19 protein-coding genes are annotated in these 17,688 nt (G+C 70.8%); 16 read left to right on the top strand and 3 right to left on the bottom strand.

Translation table 11 applies throughout. The annotated features are described in order from the left end of the window. Positions 1-161 precede the first annotated feature (161 nt). From ACN28C_RS11090 to ACN28C_RS11150, 13 genes are all read left to right on the top strand, one after another. Entirely contained in the window at positions 162-2,471 is a 2,310-nt protein-coding gene (locus ACN28C_RS11090; RefSeq protein WP_422773406.1) for a transglycosylase domain-containing protein, read from the top strand. Positions 2,472-2,793: 322 nt separating this feature from the next. Continuing rightward, entirely contained in the window at positions 2,794-3,210 is a 417-nt protein-coding gene (locus ACN28C_RS11095; protein ID WP_422774619.1) for a hypothetical protein, read from the top strand. Positions 3,211-3,414: 204 nt separating this feature from the next. Then, the gene (locus tag ACN28C_RS11100) at positions 3,415-3,645 is read left to right on the top strand and encodes an AtpZ/AtpI family protein (RefSeq protein ID WP_422773407.1); all 231 of its coding nucleotides are present in this window, start codon (positions 3,415-3,417) and stop codon (positions 3,643-3,645) included. 12 nt (positions 3,646-3,657) lie between these two features. Next, positions 3,658-4,470, top strand: coding sequence for a F0F1 ATP synthase subunit A (gene atpB, locus ACN28C_RS11105; protein WP_422773408.1), 813 nt, complete (start codon positions 3,658-3,660; stop codon positions 4,468-4,470). Positions 4,471-4,565: 95 nt separating this feature from the next. Next, complete coding sequence (locus tag ACN28C_RS11110) at positions 4,566-4,805, top strand: F0F1 ATP synthase subunit C (RefSeq protein ID WP_107260457.1); 240 nt, start codon at positions 4,566-4,568, stop codon at positions 4,803-4,805. A 26-nt stretch (positions 4,806-4,831) separates the two neighbouring features. Beyond that, entirely contained in the window at positions 4,832-5,395 is a 564-nt protein-coding gene (locus ACN28C_RS11115) for a F0F1 ATP synthase subunit B (protein WP_422773409.1), read from the top strand. After that, the gene (locus ACN28C_RS11120) at positions 5,395-6,216 is read left to right on the top strand and encodes a F0F1 ATP synthase subunit delta (RefSeq protein ID WP_422773410.1); all 822 of its coding nucleotides are present in this window, start codon (positions 5,395-5,397) and stop codon (positions 6,214-6,216) included. The genes ACN28C_RS11115 and ACN28C_RS11120 overlap by 1 nt, the downstream gene beginning before the upstream one ends. A gap of 80 nt (positions 6,217-6,296) precedes the next feature. Next, positions 6,297-7,952: a F0F1 ATP synthase subunit alpha gene (gene atpA, locus ACN28C_RS11125; protein WP_422773411.1), complete on the top strand. Its 1,656-nt coding sequence runs from the start codon at positions 6,297-6,299 to the stop codon at positions 7,950-7,952. A gap of 9 nt (positions 7,953-7,961) precedes the next feature. Further along, complete coding sequence (locus ACN28C_RS11130; RefSeq protein WP_421495033.1) at positions 7,962-8,894, top strand: F0F1 ATP synthase subunit gamma; 933 nt, start codon at positions 7,962-7,964, stop codon at positions 8,892-8,894. Beyond that, positions 8,894-10,330, top strand: coding sequence for a F0F1 ATP synthase subunit beta (gene atpD / locus ACN28C_RS11135; protein ID WP_422773412.1), 1,437 nt, complete (start codon positions 8,894-8,896; stop codon positions 10,328-10,330). Before ACN28C_RS11130 ends, atpD begins: the two co-directional genes overlap by 1 nt. Positions 10,331-10,631: 301 nt before the next feature. Next, on the top strand, positions 10,632-11,882 hold the full coding sequence (locus ACN28C_RS11140; RefSeq protein WP_422773413.1) for an LCP family protein: 1,251 nt from the start codon (positions 10,632-10,634) through the stop codon (positions 11,880-11,882). Between the two features lie 88 nt (positions 11,883-11,970). Then, entirely contained in the window at positions 11,971-12,252 is a 282-nt protein-coding gene (locus ACN28C_RS11145) for a F0F1 ATP synthase subunit epsilon (protein ID WP_422773414.1), read from the top strand. Positions 12,253-12,264: 12 nt separating this feature from the next. Then, a complete protein-coding gene (locus tag ACN28C_RS11150) occupies positions 12,265-12,708 on the top strand; it encodes a DUF2550 domain-containing protein (RefSeq protein WP_422773415.1) in 444 nt (147 codons plus the stop codon). Here the strand turns inward: ACN28C_RS11150 and ACN28C_RS11155 are convergent. Beyond that, complete coding sequence (locus ACN28C_RS11155; protein ID WP_422773416.1) at positions 12,691-13,344, bottom strand: class I SAM-dependent methyltransferase; 654 nt, start codon at positions 13,342-13,344, stop codon at positions 12,691-12,693. The genes ACN28C_RS11150 and ACN28C_RS11155 overlap by 18 nt on opposite strands. A gap of 130 nt (positions 13,345-13,474) precedes the next feature. Here ACN28C_RS11155 and ACN28C_RS11160 point away from each other — a divergent pair, with 130 nt between their 5' ends. Both ACN28C_RS11160 and ACN28C_RS11165 read left to right on the top strand, forming a co-directional pair. Further along, the gene (locus ACN28C_RS11160) at positions 13,475-14,521 is read left to right on the top strand and encodes a sensor histidine kinase (protein ID WP_422773417.1); all 1,047 of its coding nucleotides are present in this window, start codon (positions 13,475-13,477) and stop codon (positions 14,519-14,521) included. Continuing rightward, on the top strand, positions 14,518-15,237 hold the full coding sequence (locus ACN28C_RS11165) for a response regulator (protein WP_422773418.1): 720 nt from the start codon (positions 14,518-14,520) through the stop codon (positions 15,235-15,237). Before ACN28C_RS11160 ends, ACN28C_RS11165 begins: the two co-directional genes overlap by 4 nt. Here the strand turns inward: ACN28C_RS11165 and ACN28C_RS11170 are convergent. Both ACN28C_RS11170 and ACN28C_RS11175 read right to left on the bottom strand, forming a co-directional pair. Then, positions 15,214-15,642, bottom strand: coding sequence for a VOC family protein (locus ACN28C_RS11170; protein WP_422773419.1), 429 nt, complete (start codon positions 15,640-15,642; stop codon positions 15,214-15,216). The genes ACN28C_RS11165 and ACN28C_RS11170 overlap by 24 nt on opposite strands. After that, positions 15,629-16,201: a cob(I)yrinic acid a,c-diamide adenosyltransferase gene (locus ACN28C_RS11175; protein ID WP_422773420.1), complete on the bottom strand. Its 573-nt coding sequence runs from the start codon at positions 16,199-16,201 to the stop codon at positions 15,629-15,631. The genes ACN28C_RS11170 and ACN28C_RS11175 overlap by 14 nt, the downstream gene beginning before the upstream one ends. Here ACN28C_RS11175 and murA point away from each other — a divergent pair. Beyond that, on the top strand, positions 16,200-17,672 hold the full coding sequence (gene murA, locus ACN28C_RS11180; protein WP_422773421.1) for a UDP-N-acetylglucosamine 1-carboxyvinyltransferase: 1,473 nt from the start codon (positions 16,200-16,202) through the stop codon (positions 17,670-17,672). The genes ACN28C_RS11175 and murA overlap by 2 nt on opposite strands. Positions 17,673-17,688 lie beyond the last annotated feature (16 nt).

The following is a 17,688-nucleotide window of genomic DNA, read 5'->3' on the forward strand; positions in this document are numbered from 1 at the left end:
TTATCGCTTTTTGTATAAGAAGGGCCCCCTCCTAACTCGCTTGGTTGATTTGGCGCGAAACGGGTGCGGAGTTCCGAAAGTGCCGTCAGGCTGACGGGGTCCTGAACCCGGTCGACTGTCCGGGTTGTCGTCCCGAACGCTGTCCCGCCGGGAGGTACGGCATGCTCCGGCAGCGGCTGAGCCAGCTCTGGACCCTGACCCTGGCCGGGATACTGGCCGGCACCATCCTGGCCGCGGCCGCCCTGCCGGCCTCGGTGCTGGCCGCCGTCGGGCTGAGGTCGCTGGGCGCCCGTTACGAAGACCTGCCGCAGGACCTGCGGACCCCGCCCACCGCCCAGCGTTCCTACCTCTACGCCAGCGACGGCCGCACGCTGATCACCTCGTTCTACGACGAGAACCGGACGAACGTGCCGCTGGCCCAGGTGGCCGAGGTGATGCGGCAGGCCACGGTGGCGGCGGAGGACGCCCGCTTCTACTCGCACCGGGGCGTCGACGTCCGGGGCGTGCTCCGGGCCGCCGTGGCGAACAGGGTGGGTGGGGAGGTCCGGCAGGGCGCCTCCACGCTGACCATGCAGTACGTCCGTAACGTCCTCGCCAGCGATCCCGGCCTGAGCGTGGAGCAGCGGGCCGAGGCCACCGAGACCAGCGCCGCCCGCAAGATTCAGGAGGTGCGGTACGCGGTCGCGCTGGAGCGCCGGCTCGCCAAGGACGAGATCCTCGGCCGCTACCTGAACATCGCCTACTTCGGCGCGGGGGCGTACGGTGTCGCCGCCGCCAGCCAGCGGTACTTCTCCAAGCCGGCCCGGAGCCTCACCCTGGCCGAGGCCGCCCTGCTGGCCGGCCTGGTGCGCTCGCCGGAGACGGACACGCCGATCGGCGGTGACGCCGACGCCGCGCTGGTCCGCCGGGGGTACGTGCTGCGGCAGATGGCCGAGAACGGGATGATCTCCGCCGAGACCGCCACGCGTGCCCAGGCGGAGCCGATCCGGCTGCGCCCCGGCGCCGAGCCGAACGACTGCGCCGGTATCCCGGACGGGCACTCCGACTGGGGCTTCTTCTGCGACTACTTCCGGCAGTGGTGGGACGCGAACCCGGCGTTCGGGCTCACCGTCGACGAGCGGCGGGAGACGCTGCGGCGCGGCGGCTACCGGATCGTCACCTCGCTCGACCCGGCCATCCAGGCCGGCGCGCTGCAGCAGAGTCTGACCGTGTACGACCTCGACGACCGCAGGGCCGCCCCGATCGCCGTGGTGCAGCCCGGGACGGGCCGGGTACTGGCGTTGGCGGTGAACCGCAACTACCGGCTGGATCCCAATCCGGCGGGACAGCGCAACCACCCGAACACCGTCAACCAACTGCTCGCCGGCGGTGGCGGGATCAACGGCTACCAGGCCGGTTCCACCTTCAAGATCTTCACGTTGCTGGCCGCGCTGGAGTCCGGGATGCCGCTCAGCGCGGGCTACGACGCGCCGTCCCGGCTGCTGACCCGCTATCCGGTGGACGGCCCGAACAGCTGCGGCGGCTACTGGTGCCCGGCCAACGCCAACCCGGGGTGGATGGACGGCTACCACACCATGTGGACCGCCTTCGGGCGCTCCGTCAACACCTACTTCGTCGCGCTGCAACAGTGGATCGGCGCGGAGCGGGCGGTCCGGATGGCCGAGCGGCTGGGCATCGTGTTCCGGGCCGACCGCGACGCCCAACTGGCGGCGTACGGCGCACGGGGCTGGGGTGCCTTCACCCTCGGCGTGGCCGCCACCACACCGCTGGAGCTGGCGAACGCGTACGCCACGCTGGCCGCCGAGGGGAGGTACTGCAAGCCGCTGCCGGTGATCAGGATCGTCGACCCCACCGGTCGGGCGCTGCCGGCCGCCGCGCCGAGCTGCGGAAAGATGCTCAAGGCGGAGGTGGCCCGAGCGGCGACCGACGCGGCCCGCTGTCCGGTCGGCGGCCAGTCGGCGTACGCCCAGTGTGACGGTGGCAGCGCGCCGGAGGTGGCGAGGATCCTCGGCACCCAGCCGGTGGCCGGCAAGACCGGCAGCACCGAGGGGTACGCCACGGAGACCTTCGTCGCCTTCACCCCGCAGCTCGCGGCAGCGGGCATCGCCACCAACCCGGACGACCCGAGCGACGCCGTCGGCCGGGCGGCGCAGCGGAGGGTGATCGCGGCGGTGGCGAACACCATGGCCGGCGCGTTGCGGGGGGCGCCACGGCGGGACTTCATGCCGCCCGGCCGGGAGATTGCCTTCGGTGCCGGCCTCGGCGCCGCTCCCGGCGAACTCGGTCCGGAGCCGTTCGCCCCGGCACCCGCCCGGACCACGCCGCCGGCCGCCCTGCCGACCCCGCCGCCCGCCGTCCCGACCCCGCCGCCCGGCGTCGTGCCCCGGCCGACGCCGGTGCGCACGGCCGCCGTTCCCCCGCCCACGTCGCCACGCAGCACCGCCACCGCCCCGCGCCCCCCGCTCCGTTAGGGGCGTCGGCGCGACGACCGGGCGTCCGCGCTGCGACAGGGCGTCCGTGCGGCGACCGGGCGTCCGTGCGGCGACCGGGCGTCCGCGCGGCTACGGAGGGCGTCCGGCGCGTTGGGTCAGAAAGGATGCCGTGCCGCCAGGCGCTACGCTGCCCAGATGGTTTCGAACGCGCAGGCGCCGGCCGCCGCCCTCGCGGCCGCGGGGGTCCGCCCGGTGTCCGGTCCGGCGTACCGGCGTGGCTGAGCAGGCGGACCGGCCGGTCGAGGTGGCGGACGTGCCGGTGGAGACCGCGGACAGGCCGGGCGAGGCGGCGGACCGGCCGGTGGAGGCCGCGGAGCGGCACTGGCGACTGGCGCACCTGCCGGTGGTGCTCGGGGCCTCGGCGGCCCTGCTGGTCGTTGCCACGGTGCTCGGCGCGGTGCTGGGTGGCGGGATCGGCGCGGTCGGCGCGGCGGCCGGAGTCGGTTTGGTGACGCTGAGTTACCTTATCTCCACCCTGGTGATCGCCTGGGCCGACTCGGTCCACCCCAACCTGGTCCTGCCGTTCGGGCTGGCGATGTACGTGGCCAAGTTCAGCGTGATCGGCGTGGTGATGGCCGGAGTGGCCGCGCAGGGCTGGGCCGGGCTGGTGCCGTTCGGTTGGGGCGTACTCGCCGGGGTGGTGGCCTGGATCGGCGCGAACATCTGGTGGGTGGTGACCGTGCACGCCGCACGGACGGGGTCCGGCTCCGCCGGGTGACATGGGTCACGGCCACCGGGCCGGAATTACCGTAGTCCCGTAGACGGGACGGCACAGGAAACTGTCAGTGATCGGTCATTTTCCCAGTGGCGGAACCGGAGTAGCGTGCCCACAGACGACGCGCCCACCCAGAGGCCCACACAACGAGGTTGTGCGGGGGGTGAGGCACAGCCTCGTATCCCCGGCTGATATCGTTCGGCCGTCATGACCGGTGACCAAACCCCCCAACCCCCTGGCGGTCCGGGCACTCCCGAGGCCGGCGAGGGTTGGACCGCGCTGGCATACCTCATCGGAGGTCTGGCGGTGTGGGGCTTCATCGGTTGGTTGGTCGACCAGTGGCTCGAGACCGATGGCCTGGCCACCGGGATCGGGTTCCTGCTCGGCGGGGCCGGGGGCGTCTACCTGGTCATCCGCCGGCTCGGCACCCCTAGCTAGGGAAGGGACGCGGTGATCGGAGAGTCGGTCGTCCTCGCGGAGGGCCTCGCGGAGGGCGAAGTTCCGTTTCCACCCAGCGTGGAAGACTTCTTTCTGCCGAGCATCGTGCCCTGGGGCGGGCACAACGTTTACTGGATCACGAAATTCACGGTGCTCATCTGGCTGGGCGCCGCGCTGCTCATCATCTTCTTCCTGGCGACCTACCGGAATCCGAAGCTGGTGCCGACGAAGGGGCAGTGGATCGCCGAGTCGATCTACGGCTTCGTCCGGAACAACATCGCGGTCGACATGATCGGGCACCGGGGCGTCGCCTTCGCGCCGTATCTCACCACGCTCTTCTGCTTCATTTTCATCAACAACCTGTGGCAGATCATCCCGGTCGTGCAGATATCGCCGATGTCGCACATCGCGTTCCCGGCGTTCCTGGCGATCATCAGCTACGTGCTCTTCATCTGGGTCGGCATCCGGCACCACGGTTTCGGAAAGTTCTTCAAACATTCACTCATGCCGCCGGCGCCGTGGTTCATGCAGCCGCTGCTGATCCCGATCGAGCTCTTCTCGACGTTCGTCGCCCGGCCGGTCTCGCTGGCGCTGCGGTTGTTCGCCAACCTGTTCGCCGGGCACATCATCCTGCTGGTCTTCACCCTCGGCGGCTTCGTATTGCTGAACGCCGACTCGTTTTTCCTGAAGCCGATCTCGGTGCTCTCCTGGACGGTGTCGATCGCGATCACCTTCCTGGAGGCCCTGGTCATCGTCCTGCAGGCCTACATCTTCACCGTGCTGACCGCCAGCTACGTGCAGGGCGCGCTCGCCGACGAACACTGATCCGCATCCGACGAACACCGACCCGCACGCCACAACCGCACAACCGTTGTCGTCCCGCGTGAACCGTCACGCGTGATTTCAGGAGGAACCAACCCATGTTGTCGTCGACCCTCGCCGCCGTCGAAATCACCGGCAGCCTCAGCGCCATCGGCTACGGCCTCGCGGCCATCGGCCCCGGCATCGGTGTCGGCCTGGTCTTCAGCGCCTACATCCAGTCGACCGCCCGGCAGCCCGAGTCGTCCCGGATCACGCTGCCGTACGTCTGGATCGGCTTCGCCGTCATCGAGCTGCTGGCGCTGCTGGGCATCGCCTTCGGTTACGCCTTCGGCAACTAGCCGTCCCCTCGACCGAGGAGGTTCCGATGCTGCGCTACCTAGCCGCCGAGGGCGGCACCGAGCACAACCCGATCATCCCGCTCTGGCAGGAGATCGTGGTCGGCTCAATCGCCTTCGCCATCCTCTGCTTCGTGCTGATGAAGTTCGTCTTCCCGCGGATGGAGCAGACCTTCCAGGCCCGGGTCGACGCGATCGAGGGCGGGATCAAGCGCGCCGAGGCCGCCCAGGCCGAGGCCAACCAGCTTCTCGAGCAATATCGTGCCCAGCTCGCCGAGGCCCGGACCGACGCGGCGAAGATCCGCGACGACGCCCGGGCAGACGCCGAGGGCATCCGGCAGGACGTCCTGGCCAAGGCCAGGGAGGAGTCCGACCGGATCATCGCGGCCGGCAAGGAGCAACTCGCCGCGGAGCGGGCCACCATCGTGCGTGAGCTGCGTACCGAGGTGGGCACGATCGCCGTCGACCTGGCCAGCCGGATCGTCGGCGAGTCGCTGGCCGACGAGGCGCGGCGCACGGGGACGGTCGAGCGGTTCCTGGCCGACCTCGACGGTGTCGCTTCGGCCAACGGCTCCGCCGTCCGGACGAGCTGATGCAGGCCGCCAGCCGGGAGTCGTACGCCGCCGCGCGGCAGCGTCTCGACGAGTACGCCCGGCAGACCGACGCGGCGCGGATCTCCGCCACCGGTGACGAGCTCGGCTCGGTCGCCGGCCTGCTGCGGCGCGAGCCGCGGCTGCGCCGGGCCCTCTCCGACCCGGCGCGGGCCGGTGAGGACCGGGCCGCGCTGCTGGACTCGCTGCTCGGCGACAAGATCGGCGCGGACGCCAAGGAGCTGCTCGGCGTGCTGGTCTCCGGCCGCTGGTCGGCGCCGTCCGAGCTGCTCGACGCCGCCGAACGGCTCGGGGTCGAGGCGCTGCTGGCCAGCGCCGAGCAGGCCGGGGACCTGGGCGAGGTGGAGGACGAGCTGTTCCGCTTCGGCCAGGTGGTCGCCGCCGACGCGCGGCTCTCCAACGTGCTCTCCGACCCGATCGCGCCCGTGTCGCAGCGGGCCGAGCTGACCGGGGCGCTGCTGGAAGGCAAGGCCAGGCCGGTCACGGTCAGGCTGGTCGAGGTGGCGCTCGCCGGGTTCGGCGGGCGGTCCTTCACCGGCGCGCTGACCCGGCTGGTCGAGCTCGCCGCCGACCGGCGGGACCGCCAGGTGGCGTACGTCACCGTCGCGGCCCCGCTGACCGAGCAGGAGGAGCAGCGGTTGGGAAGCAAGCTCGCCGAGCTATACGGTCGGGAGGTCAGCGTCAAGCAGACCGTCGACCCGGCGGTGCTCGGTGGGCTGAGCGTCCGGATCGGCTCCGATCTCTACGACGGCACGATCCTGCGCCGCCTCACCGACACCCGAAACGCGCTCGCGCGGCGATGAGCACCGCCGACGCCGCGCAGCGCTGAGAACCACATCCACGCCGTTCCGGTTAACCGGGCCCTGAATAGAGGAAGAAGAGGATGGCCGAGCTGACCATCTCGTCGGAGGAGATCCGCGGCGCGCTGGAGCGCTACGTCTCCTCCTATTCGCCCGACGTCTCCCGTGAGGAGGTCGGCACCGTCGCCGACGCCGGTGACGGCATCGCCCACGTCGAGGGCCTCCCCTCGACCATGACCAACGAGCTGCTCGAGTTCGAGGACGGCACCCTCGGCCTGGCGCTGAACCTCGACGTCCGCGAGATCGGCGTCGTCGTGCTCGGCGACTACCGCGGTATCGAGGAGGGGCAGCGGGTCAAGCGGACCGGCCGGGTCCTCTCGGTGCCGGTCGGCGACGCGTTCCTCGGCCGGGTGGTCGACCCGCTCGGGCAGCCGATCGACGGCCTCGGCGACATCGAGAACGAGGGTTACCGCGAGCTGGAGCTGCAGGCGCCGAACGTGATGGCCCGGCAGAGCGTCTTCGAGGCGCTGCAGACCGGCCTCAAGGCCGTCGACGCGATGACCGCGATCGGCCGGGGCCAGCGGCAGCTCATCATCGGTGACCGGCGGACCGGCAAGACCACCGTCGCGCTGGACACCATCCTCAACCAGCGGGACAACTGGCGCTCCGGCGACCCGGCCAAGCAGGTCCGCTGCATCTACGTGGCGATCGGCCAGAAGGGCTCCACCGTCGCCTCCGTGAAGGGGCTGCTGGAGGAGCAGGGCGCGATGGAATACACCACCATCGTCTCCGCGCCCGCCTCCGACCCGGCCGGCTACAAGTACATCGCCCCGTACACCGGCTCGGCCATCGGCCAGCACTGGATGTACGCCGGCAAGCACGTCCTGATCGTCTTCGACGACCTGACCAAGCAGGCCGAGGCGTACCGTGCCGTGTCGCTGCTGCTGCGCCGCCCGCCGGGCCGCGAGGCGTACCCGGGTGACGTCTTCTACCTGCACTCCCGGCTGCTGGAGCGCTGCGCGAAGCTCTCCGACGAGATGGGCGGCGGCTCGATGACCGGTCTGCCGATCATCGAGACCAAGGGCAACGACATCTCCGCGTTCATCCCGACGAACGTCATCTCGATCACCGACGGCCAGATCTTCCTGGAAACCGACCTCTTCAACCAGGGTGTTCGGCCGGCGATCAACGTCGGTACCTCGGTCTCCCGGGTCGGCGGCGCCGCACAGGTGAAGCCGATGAAGAAGGTGGCCGGCCGGCTCCGGCTGGACCTGGCGCAGTACCGGGAGCTGGAGGCGTTCGCCGCGCTCGCCTCGGATTTGGACAAGGCCTCGCAGGACCAGCTCAGCCGGGGTGCCCGCCTCGTCGAGCTGCTCAAGCAGACCAACTACTCGCCGTTCCCGGTACAGGAGCAGGTGGTCTCGGTCTGGATCGGCACCGAGGGCAAGCTGGACGACATCCCGATCGGCGAGGTCCGGCGCTTCGAGTCCGAGTTCCTGGAGTTCCTCCGCCACCAGTACAAGCCGACGTTGCAGTCGATCGCGGACAACAACTGGGACGACGACATCGTCAACGCGCTGAACGAGGCGGTCGCCCGGTTTAAGCAGATGTTCCTCGGCAAGGAGGACGAGGTGCGGATCAACGAGGCACCCGCCGAGCCGATGGAGGGCGAGCAGGACCGCGAGACGGTCACCCGCTACCGCGACGGCGGCGAGTCGGCCCCGGCCGAGAAGCAGTAGGGCCGACCGGTGGCTGCCCAGGTACGCGTTCTTCGTCAACGAATCCGCTCGGCGAAGTCGATGAAGAAGATCACCAAGGCGATGGAGCTCGTCGCGACGAGCCGGCTCGCCAAGGCCCAGTCCCGGGTCGCGGCCTCGCTGCCGTACGCCCAGGCCATCACCGGCGTGCTCACGGCGCTGGCGTCCAACGCGGCCATCGACCACCCGCTGCTCACCGCCCGGCCGAAGGTCCGGCGGGCCGGGGTGGTCGTGGTGACCAGCGACCGCGGCCTCGCCGGCGGTTACACCTCCAACGCGATCAAGGCCGCGGAGTCGCTTATCGCCCGGCTGAGGGCCGACGGCAAGGAGCCGGTGCTCTACGTCATCGGCCGCAAGGGCGTCGGCTACTACCGGTTCCGGCAGCGGAAGGTGGAGGCGAGCTGGACCGGCTTCTCGGAGCAGCCGACCTTCGCCGACGCCAAGCAGGTGGGCGAGACGCTGATCAAGGCGTTCGTCTCCGGCGCGGACGATCTGGAGGGCGGCGACCCGGGGATCGACGGCGTGCTCGGCGTGGACGAGCTGCACATCGTCTTCACCGAGTTCAAGTCGCTGATGTCGCAGACCCCGGTGACCCGGATCATCGGCCCGATGGAGGTCGAGGACCGGCCGCGCTCCGAGGGGGTGCTGCCGGCGTACGAGTTCGAGCCGGAGGCGGACGCGCTGCTCGACGCGCTGCTGCCGAAGTACATCAACACGCGGATCTACGCGGCGTTGCTGGAGTCGGCGGCGAGCGAGTCGGCGTCCCGTCGCCGGGCGATGAAGAGCGCGACGGACAACGCCGAAGAGATGATCGAGAACTACACGCGCGAGATGAACTCGGCCCGCCAGGCCGGGATCACCCAGGAGATCAGCGAGATCGTCGGCGGCGCCAACGCGCTGGCCGCGTCGGGAAGTGAAGTGTGATGACTGCTCCTACAGAGACCAAGACCGCGACGGGCCGCGTGGTCCGGGTCATCGGCCCGGTCGTCGACGCCGAGTTCCCGCGCGACGCCATGCCGGACATCTTCAACGCCATGCACGTCGACGTGACCCTCTCCGGGGGCGAGAAGACCCTGACCCTGGAGGTCGCCCAGCACCTGGGCGACAACATGGTCCGGGCGATCTCGATGCAGCCGACCGACGGCCTGGTCCGGGGCACCGAGGTCCGGGACACCGGCTCGCCGATCATGGTGCCGGTCGGTGACGAGGTGAAGGGCCACGTCTTCAACACCATCGGTGAGGTGCTCAACCTCAAGGAGGGCGAGACCTTCAAGGCGACCGACCGGTGGCAGATCCACCGCAAGGCGCCGGCCTTCGCCGACCTGGAGCCGAAGACCGAGATGCTGGAGACCGGCATCAAGGTCATCGACCTGCTCGCCCCGTACGTCAAGGGCGGCAAGATCGGCCTCTTCGGCGGTGCCGGCGTGGGCAAGACGGTGCTGATCCAGGAGATGATCACCCGGGTCGCGAACAACTTCGGCGGTACCTCGGTCTTCGCCGGGGTGGGTGAGCGGACCCGTGAGGGCAACGACCTCATCCACGAGATGACCGAGTCCGGCGTCATCGACAAGACCGCGCTGGTCTACGGCCAGATGGACGAGCCGCCGGGCACCCGGCTCCGGGTCGCGCTCTCCGCGCTGACCATGGCGGAGTACTTCCGGGACGTGAACAAGCAGGAAGTGCTGCTCTTCATCGACAACATCTTCCGGTTCACCCAGGCCGGTTCGGAGGTCTCCACCCTGCTCGGCCGGATGCCGAGCGCGGTGGGCTACCAGCCGACCCTGGCCGACGAGATGGGCGAGCTGCAGGAGCGGATCACCTCGGTCCGGGGCCAGGCGATCACCTCGATGCAGGCGATCTACGTGCCGGCGGACGACTACACCGACCCGGCGCCGGCCACCACCTTCGCGCACCTCGACGCCACCACCAACCTGGAGCGGTCGATCTCCGACAAGGGCATCTACCCGGCGGTGGACCCTCTGGCGTCCTCGTCCCGGATCCTCGCGCCGGAGTTCGTCGGCGCCGAGCACTTCGCGGTCGCCTCCGAGGTGAAGCGGATTCTGCAGCGCTACAAGGACCTGCAGGACATCATCGCCATCCTCGGCATCGAGGAGCTCTCGGAGGAGGACAAGCTCACCGTCGGCCGGGCCCGCCGGATCGAGCGGTTCCTCTCCCAGAACACCTACGCGGCCGAGGTCTTCACCGGCATCAAGGGCTCGTACGTGCCGGTCAAGGACACCGTCGAGGCGTTCAAGAAGATCAGCGAGGGTGAGTACGACCACTTCCCCGAGCAGGCCTTCTTCATGTGCGGTGGCCTGGACGACCTGGAGCGCAACGCCCGGGAGCTGATGAAGGACTAGTTCTCCGACCCGTGCCCGCAGGAAGCCGCACCGGCAGTTGCCGGTGCGGCTTCGGCGCTTTACGTGTTGTTCACCTGCGCGCTCTGGTCGGTTTATCCGCGCTTCGCGTGGTTCCGGTGCTTTGGTAACCCGCGTTCGCCGGGTACCGTCGGGTGCGCCGCTACCGTGGCGAGCAGTCCCATCGATCGGACGTGGGGTTGTGGCGCGTTCGAAGCTGTGGCTCTGCAACACTTTTGCCCCGTCATCCCGTCATTAGTGAGGGGGGCGTGACACTCGCGGTGCGCGACGGATGGAGATTCAGGTGAGCGAGGGCATGGGCGCCGGTCGGTCGGGCAGGCGGACGGCCCGGCCGGAACGTGGCCGGAGCTACGGTGGTCCCGGCCCGGCCGACGACGGCCGGGTGGGCGACCTCACCGGCGCCGGACGGCCGATCAGGGAGAAGCGGCGCCGGAAGTCCGCGGTGCCTCTCTGGGCCCGGCTCTGCGCGATCTTCGGTGCGGTGCTCGTGGTGCTCAGCGGCGGGACGCTGGTCGGCCTGGAGACGGTGCTCGCCCGGTTCGAGGGTGCGGTCACCGAGCAGGACCTCTTCGGCGACCAGGCCGCCGGGGCGGCGGAGAAGAAGTCGGATATCAAGGGGCCGCTGAACATCCTGCTGGTCGGGATCGACCCCCGGAAGCCGGAGACGCCGCCACTGGCCGACTCGATCATGGTGTTGCACGTGAACGAGACGCTGGACGATGCGTACCTCTTCTCGATGCCCCGGGACCTGCTGGTGGACATCCCCCGCTTCTCGAAGGCGGACTTCCCGGGTGACCGGACGAAGCTGAACGCCGCCATGTCGTACGGCAGCAGGGTGCCCGGCGAGAAGTTGCCGAGCGCCGCCCAGGGCTTCGAGTTGCTCTCCATGACGGTCTCCAAGGTGACCGGGATCAAGCGCTTCGACGCGGGCGCGATCATCAACTTCGGCGGCTTCCTGAAGATCGTTGACGCCATGGGCGGCGTCACGATGTACATCGACCAGAACGTCAAGTCGGAGCACCGCCGTCCGGACGGCACGCACCGGACGCTCAAGCCCGGTGGCGGCGGCTACCTCGGCCCGCAGGCCACCTACAAGAAGGGCACCCGGCACCTGGAGGGTTGGCAGGCGCTGGACTACGTCCGGCAGCGGTACCCGGAGAACGGGGTCACCGACGGCGACTACGGCCGCCAGCGGCACCAGCAGCAGTTCGTCCGGGCAATGGCCGACCAGGCACTGAGCAAGGACGTGGTGACCAACCCGATCAAGCTGGACAAGGTGATCCGGGCGGCCGGCGAGTCGCTGATCTTCAGTGGCCGGGGTAACAAGCTGATCGACTTCGGCTTTGCCCTGCGCAACCTGCGGTCCAACTCGATCCAGATGATCAAGTTGCCGGGTGGCGGCGTCTACAACGGTGACAAATACCAGGGTGAGCAGTTCCAACCGATCGCCCAGGAGTTCTTCGACGCGCTCCAGGCGGGTACCGTCGACAGCTTCGTGATCAACAACCCGAAGTTGTTGAACAAGGTCAAGTGAACGGCCCGCGAGAAGCCACCCGGCTGCCGGCGGCGGTGGGAGCGGGGCTAGACTCTGCAGCATCCCGCCGCCGCAGCAAGGAGACAGCGTGGCACAGCTTCAGGTCGAGCTCGTAGCCGTCGAGGAGAAGATCTGGACGGGCGAGGCCGAGATGGTCGTCGCGCGGACGACCGAGGGTGAGCTCGGGGTGCTGCCGGGTCACGCCCCCCTCCTGGGGCAGCTCGCCGAGCCCGGCCAGGTACGCATCAAGTTGTCCGGCGGCGAGCAGTTGACCTACGAGGTGAACGGCGGCTTCCTCTCGGTGACCGGGGCCGGGGTCACGGTCCTGGCCGAGAGCGCCAGCCCGGTGACCGAAGCCACGAGCCGCTGATCAGACACGTCGATGCTGGTCTTGCGGTGGATCGGAATCGGCGTCCTGGTGCTGCTGCTCGCGGTGGCGGCGCTCTTCCTCCGGCGGGCCCTGATGACCCGCGCCGGTGGGATCATCCGGCTCAGCGTGCGCGTCTCGACCATTCTCGACGGCCGCGGTTGGTCGCCGGGGTTCGCGCGGTTCGCCGAGACCGAGCTTCGTTGGTACCGGATGTTCAGCTTCGCCTTCCGGCCGAAGCGGGTGCTGTCCCGGCGGGGCCTCGCGGTGGAGCGCCGGCGGCTGCCCGAGGGTCAGGAACGGCTCATCATGCCCGCCGACTGGGTGATCCTGCGATGTGTCAGCCACCAGGCGCCCGTGGAGATCGCCATGGCGAAGTCCACGGTCACCGGCTTTCTCTCCTGGCTTGAATCCGCCCCTCCGGGGGCGGTTTCTTCTTCTCTAGCCGTGCACGACTAGGCCGCCGGCCGCCGGGATGCCCCACTGCTCCCGGACACCGGCCAACTGCCGGACCGGTCGGCGGCAGTGGTAGACCACGGCCGGGGGCAGGTTGGCCCAGACCGTCGAGCCGACCACGACCTCTTCGAAGAGGTCCCGGAGGTTGCGGTGCAGGCGCCGGGCCGGCGGCGACCATCGGGCGTGCTGGTAGGCGAAGGTGGTGAAGACCCCGTGGTCGGCGAGCGCCGCGACGACGGAGGCCAGGATCGCCCGCTGCCGGTCCGCGCCGAAGACCGCCCAGGGCAGGCCGCTGACGATCACCTCGGCCGGCGGCAGGTTCCGCTCTGCGAGCAGTCCGGCCAGCGTACTGGCGTCGGCCTGTAGCACGTCGACCGCCGGATGTTCCCGGGCCAGACGGTCGGCGAAGGTCGGGTTGATCTCCAGGGCGAGGTGCCGCCCCTGCCCCGCCAGCCGGCGCTGGATCACCCGGGTGAACGCACCGGTGCCCGGACCGAGTTCGACGACCAGCGGCTGCCCGGTCCGGGGAATCGTCGCGGTGATCCGTTCGGCGAGGGGTGCCCCGCTGGGCGCGATGGCGCCGACCGATCGGGGGTCGCGGGCCAGCTGGGCCAAAAACGAGATCATCTCGGTGGGCACGGACCGAAGCTAGGCGACGTGATCCTCTTTCGATGTCGTCCGGACGGCCGGTGTACCGGCCACTCGGAGGAGGCGCCGTGCGCGGTGGCAGGACTCGCTCCCCGACGGCCGGCTCCGTATCGTTGCCCAGGTGCATGATCGGCGCAGGTGGTGGCCCGATGTCCGGATGGGTCTGGTCGGTGGCGTCTTCGGACTGGTGAAGGCCGGCTGGCCGGTGGTGTGGAGCCGCGTCCCGCTGGTGACCGGCGTGGCGCTCGGCCTGGCGTACGCGGCCTCGCTGCTGCACCTGATCCGTCCCGGCAGCACCGGCCTGCTGCCGGGGCAGCAGGGCATCATCCAGCTCGCCGGCTTCTTCGGGATCGCCGTCGCCCCGGTCGCACTCGCCCGCTACCTCGCCGGGGTACGCCGGGCGGCACACTCGGCCGAGGAGCGCGCCCGGGAGGTCGAGGAGCAGCAGGAGGTCCAGACCCGGGCGGCCCGCCTGGCCGAACGGGCCGCCATCGCCCGGGACCTGCACGACATCGTCGCGCACCACGTCGGGGCGATCGCGTTGCAGGCCGGCGCGGCCCAGTACGCGGCCCGGCGTACCGGCCGGGTGGACGACGCGGTGCAGGCGCTGGGGGAGCTGCGGGTCACCGCCGGTCAGGTGCTCGACGAACTGCGGGCGCTGCTGGAGGTGCTGCGTGACCCCGACGCGATCACGACGGGCGGGCCGCCGATCGAGCCGGAGCAGCTCATCATGGACGCGGGGCAGCGGGTCCGGGCGGCCGGGGTGGCGGTCCGGATGAACCTGGCCGGTGACGTCGGGAAGGCGCCGCTGGTGGTGCGTACCACCGCCGCACGGGTGATCCAGGAGGGGCTGACCAACACCCTCAAGCACGCCGGACCGGGCGCGACCGCCGTGGTGGACATCCGGCCGGAGGGCTCCGGGCTGCTGGTGGAGGTGCTCGACACCGGTCCGGAGCGGCCCCGACCGTCGCTGCTGCCGCCCTCCGGGCACGGGCTGGCCGGGATGCGGGAGCGGGTCCGGCTGCTCGGCGGCACGCTGCTCGCCGGCCCGACCGGCACCGGCGGCTGGCGGCTCGCCGCCCACCTGCCGATCCGGGAGAAGGCACCGGGGGTCCGGGAGAGGTCGGAGTGCCGTACCGGCGCGGAGCCGGCCGGGTGGTGCCGGTGACCGTACGGGTGCTCGTCGTCGACGACCAGGCCCTGGTCCGGGCCGGGGTGACGCTGCTGCTGCGCACCGCCGGCGGGTTCGACATCGTGGGCGAGGCCGGCGACGGGCCAGAGGCGGTCCGGCTGGCCGAGCGGCTCCGCCCGGACGTGGTCCTGATGGACCTGCGGATGCCCCGGATGGACGGGATCGAGGCCACCCGCCGAATCCTCGACCGGCATCCCGCGACCCGGGTACTGGTGCTGACCACCTTCGCCGACGACGCAAACATCTACGGGGCGCTCGGTGCCGGTGCGATCGGCTACCTGGTCAAGGACGGCGCCCCGGAGGACCTGGTGGAGGCGGTCGGCCGGGCTGCCCGGGGCGAGCCGCTGCTCGCCCCGGCCGTGCTCTCCCGGATCGTCCAGCGGGCCCTGCAGGCGCACAGCCGGGACACCGAACGGGGCTCGGCGAGCGTACGGCCGTCGGGCCGGCGGCTGCTCAGCGGTCGGGAGCGCGAGGTGCTGGCCCTGGTCGGGGCCGGGCTCTCCAACGCCGAGATCGCCGCCCGGATGCACGTCGGCGTCACCACGGTGAAGACGCACGTCTCGGCGGCGATGGAGAAGCTCGGGCTGCGCAACCGGGTCCAGGCGGCGGTGGTGGCGCACCGGCTCGGCCTGGTCGACGACGAGTTCCGGCCGGTCCCGGCCGGCCGGTCACCCCTGACCGGCGGGGACTGAGCCGGCGCAGAGCTCCACCTCGAAACCGGATCCGTCGGCGAGGTAACCGGCGTAGGTCTCCGGCCCGCCGGCGTACGGGTGGCGGTCGGCGAAGAGCAGCGACCAGCCGTACTCCGGGGCCTGCGCGACCAGCCGGTCCACGACGGCGGGCGGACCGGCGTGGAAGGCCAGGTGGTTGAGGCCCGGCGCGAGCCGGTCGTGCCGCCGCGAGGAGAGCGCGGGAGACTCCTCCAGCACCAGGTAGGTCGGGCCGAACCGCCAGGAGCGGCCGGCGTTCCAGCTCTGGTACGGCGTCCAGCCCAGCTCGCCGAGGAGCCAGCCCCAGCTGGCGGCGGCCCGGTCGAGATCCGGCACCCAGATTTCCACGTGGTGCAGCCCGCCGGGCTCGGCGTCAGCGCTGGGCACCGGGGACCCATAGCACATCTCCGGCCGGATTTGCCGTTCTTGCCAGGATGAAGAGCAGATCCGAGAGGCGGTTGAGATACTTTGCCGGGAGAGTGTTGGTTCGATCCGGTTCGGCGTTGACCAGGGTCCACGCCGAGCGCTCGGCGCGGCGGGCGACCGTGCGCGCCACGTGCAGCAGTGCCGCTCCCGGAGTGCCGCCGGGCAGGACGAAGGAGTCGAGTTTGGCCAGTCGGGCGTTGTACCGGTCGCACCAGCCCTCAAGGCGCCGCACGTACTCCTCGGTGACCCGCAGCGGCGGATACGCCGGCTCGGGCTCGACCGGGTTGGCGAGATCGGCCCCGACGTCGAAGAGGTCGTTCTGGACCGTGCCGAGCACGGTACGGACGTCGTCGTCGAGCCGGCCGAGCGCCAGCGCCACCCCGATCGCCGCGTTGCACTCGTCGACGTCGGCGTACGCGCCGATCCGCGGGTCGGTCTTGGCGACCTCTTCGTTGTTGACCAGCCTGGTCGTGCCGGCGTCGCCGGCCCGGGTGTAGATGCGGGTGAGGTGGACGGCCATGACCAACAGCGTACGGGCGTCGGCGCCGGCCGCACCCGCGCGGGAGCTCAGCCCGGCGGCGGGGTCGGGCTGGCCCGACGCTACCGGGCCGGGTGGCGCGGGCGACTCTACGATGTGCGACGTGGACGTCATCAGAGTCGGCGGTGGTGCCCGACTGGCCGGCCAGGTGCACGTGGTGGGTGCCAAGAACTCCGCGCTGAAGCTGATGGCCGCGGCGCTGCTCGCCCCCGGACGAAGCGTGATCACGAATGTGCCCCGGATCACCGATATCGCGATCATGGCGGAGGTGCTGCGGCGGCTCGGCTGCGAGGTCTCCTTCGCCGACGACGTGGGCGGCGACGGAGCGATCGCGGGAGGTGACACGGCGATCGCGGACGGCGGGCCGCCCCGCTCCTGCTCGGTGACGATCGACGTGCCGGCCGAGCCGGGCACCGAGGCGGACTACGACCTGGTACGCCGGCTCCGCGCCTCGATCTGCGTACTCGGGCCGCTGCTGGCCCGGCGCGGATACGTCCGGGTCGCCCACCCCGGCGGCGACGCCATCGGCTCGCGCGGCCTGGACATGCACGTGGCCGGGCTGGCCCGGATGGGTGCGGAGATCTCCGGCGAGCACGGGTTCGTCATCGCTTCGGCGCCTCGTGGCCTGCGCGGCGCGACCATCTGGCTCGACTTCCCGAGTGTCGGCGCCACGGAGAACCTGGTGATGGCGGCGGTACTGGCCAGGGGCGTCACCGAGATCGACAATGCCGCCCGGGAACCGGAGATCGTGGACATCTGCACCCTGTTGAACCGGATGGGTGCCCGGATCGACGGAGCGGGCACCTCGATGCTGCGCATCGAGGGCGTACCCGAGTTGCAGCCGGTCCGGCACGCCACGGTCGGCGACCGGATCGTCGCCGGCACCTGGGCCTTCGCGGCGGCGATGACCCGGGGCGACGTCACGGTTACCGGCGCGAGCCCGGCCTTTCTGGAGATCGCGCTCGACAAGCTGGTCTCGGCCGGCTGCCTGGTCGAGACGCGGCCGGACGCGTTCCGGGTCCAGCTGGACCGGCGACCCTCCGCCGTCGACGTGGTGACGCTGCCGTATCCCGGCTTCGCCACCGATCTGCTGCCGATGGCGATCGGGCTCGCCTCGGTCAGCGAGGGGGCCTCGCTGGTCACCGAGAACATCTTCGACGGCCGTTTCATGTTCGTGAACGAGATGGCCCGGCTGGGGGCGGACATCAAGACCGACGGGCACCACGCGGTGGTCCGGGGTCGGGAGCGGCTCTCCAGCGCTCCGGTGCGGGCCACCGACATCCGGGCCGGTGCGGGGCTGGTGATCGCCGGGCTCTGCGCCGACGGCGTCACCGAGATCTCACACGTGCACCACGTCGACCGGGGCTACCCGGACTTCATCGCCGACCTGCGGGCTCTCGGCGTCGAGGTGGAGCGGGCGACCGCTCCCGAAGAGCCGGCGTTCACGATATGACCGGGCGCCCGGCCCG

Origin of the sequence: Plantactinospora sp. WMMC1484, assembly GCF_049315195.1 — a bacterium.
Classification (GTDB): domain Bacteria; phylum Actinomycetota; class Actinomycetes; order Mycobacteriales; family Micromonosporaceae; genus Plantactinospora.

Coding starts and splice junctions, on each gene's coding strand:
- ACN28C_RS11090 (WP_422773406.1), top strand. CDS start 162: ATGCTCCGGCAGCGGCTGAGCCAGCTCTGGACCCTGACCCTGGCCGGG.
- ACN28C_RS11100 (WP_422773407.1), top strand. CDS start 3,415: ATGACCGGTGACCAAACCCCCCAACCCCCTGGCGGTCCGGGCACTCCC.
- ACN28C_RS11110 (WP_107260457.1), top strand. CDS start 4,566: ATGTTGTCGTCGACCCTCGCCGCCGTCGAAATCACCGGCAGCCTCAGC.
- ACN28C_RS11115 (WP_422773409.1), top strand. CDS start 4,832: ATGCTGCGCTACCTAGCCGCCGAGGGCGGCACCGAGCACAACCCGATC.
- ACN28C_RS11120 (WP_422773410.1), top strand. CDS start 5,395: ATGCAGGCCGCCAGCCGGGAGTCGTACGCCGCCGCGCGGCAGCGTCTC.
- atpA (WP_422773411.1), top strand. CDS start 6,297: ATGGCCGAGCTGACCATCTCGTCGGAGGAGATCCGCGGCGCGCTGGAG.
- atpD (WP_422773412.1), top strand. CDS start 8,894: ATGACTGCTCCTACAGAGACCAAGACCGCGACGGGCCGCGTGGTCCGG.
- ACN28C_RS11150 (WP_422773415.1), top strand. CDS start 12,265: ATGCTGGTCTTGCGGTGGATCGGAATCGGCGTCCTGGTGCTGCTGCTC.
- murA (WP_422773421.1), top strand. CDS start 16,200: ATGACCAACAGCGTACGGGCGTCGGCGCCGGCCGCACCCGCGCGGGAG.
- ACN28C_RS11175 (WP_422773420.1), bottom strand. CDS start 16,201: ATGGCCGTCCACCTCACCCGCATCTACACCCGGGCCGGCGACGCCGGC.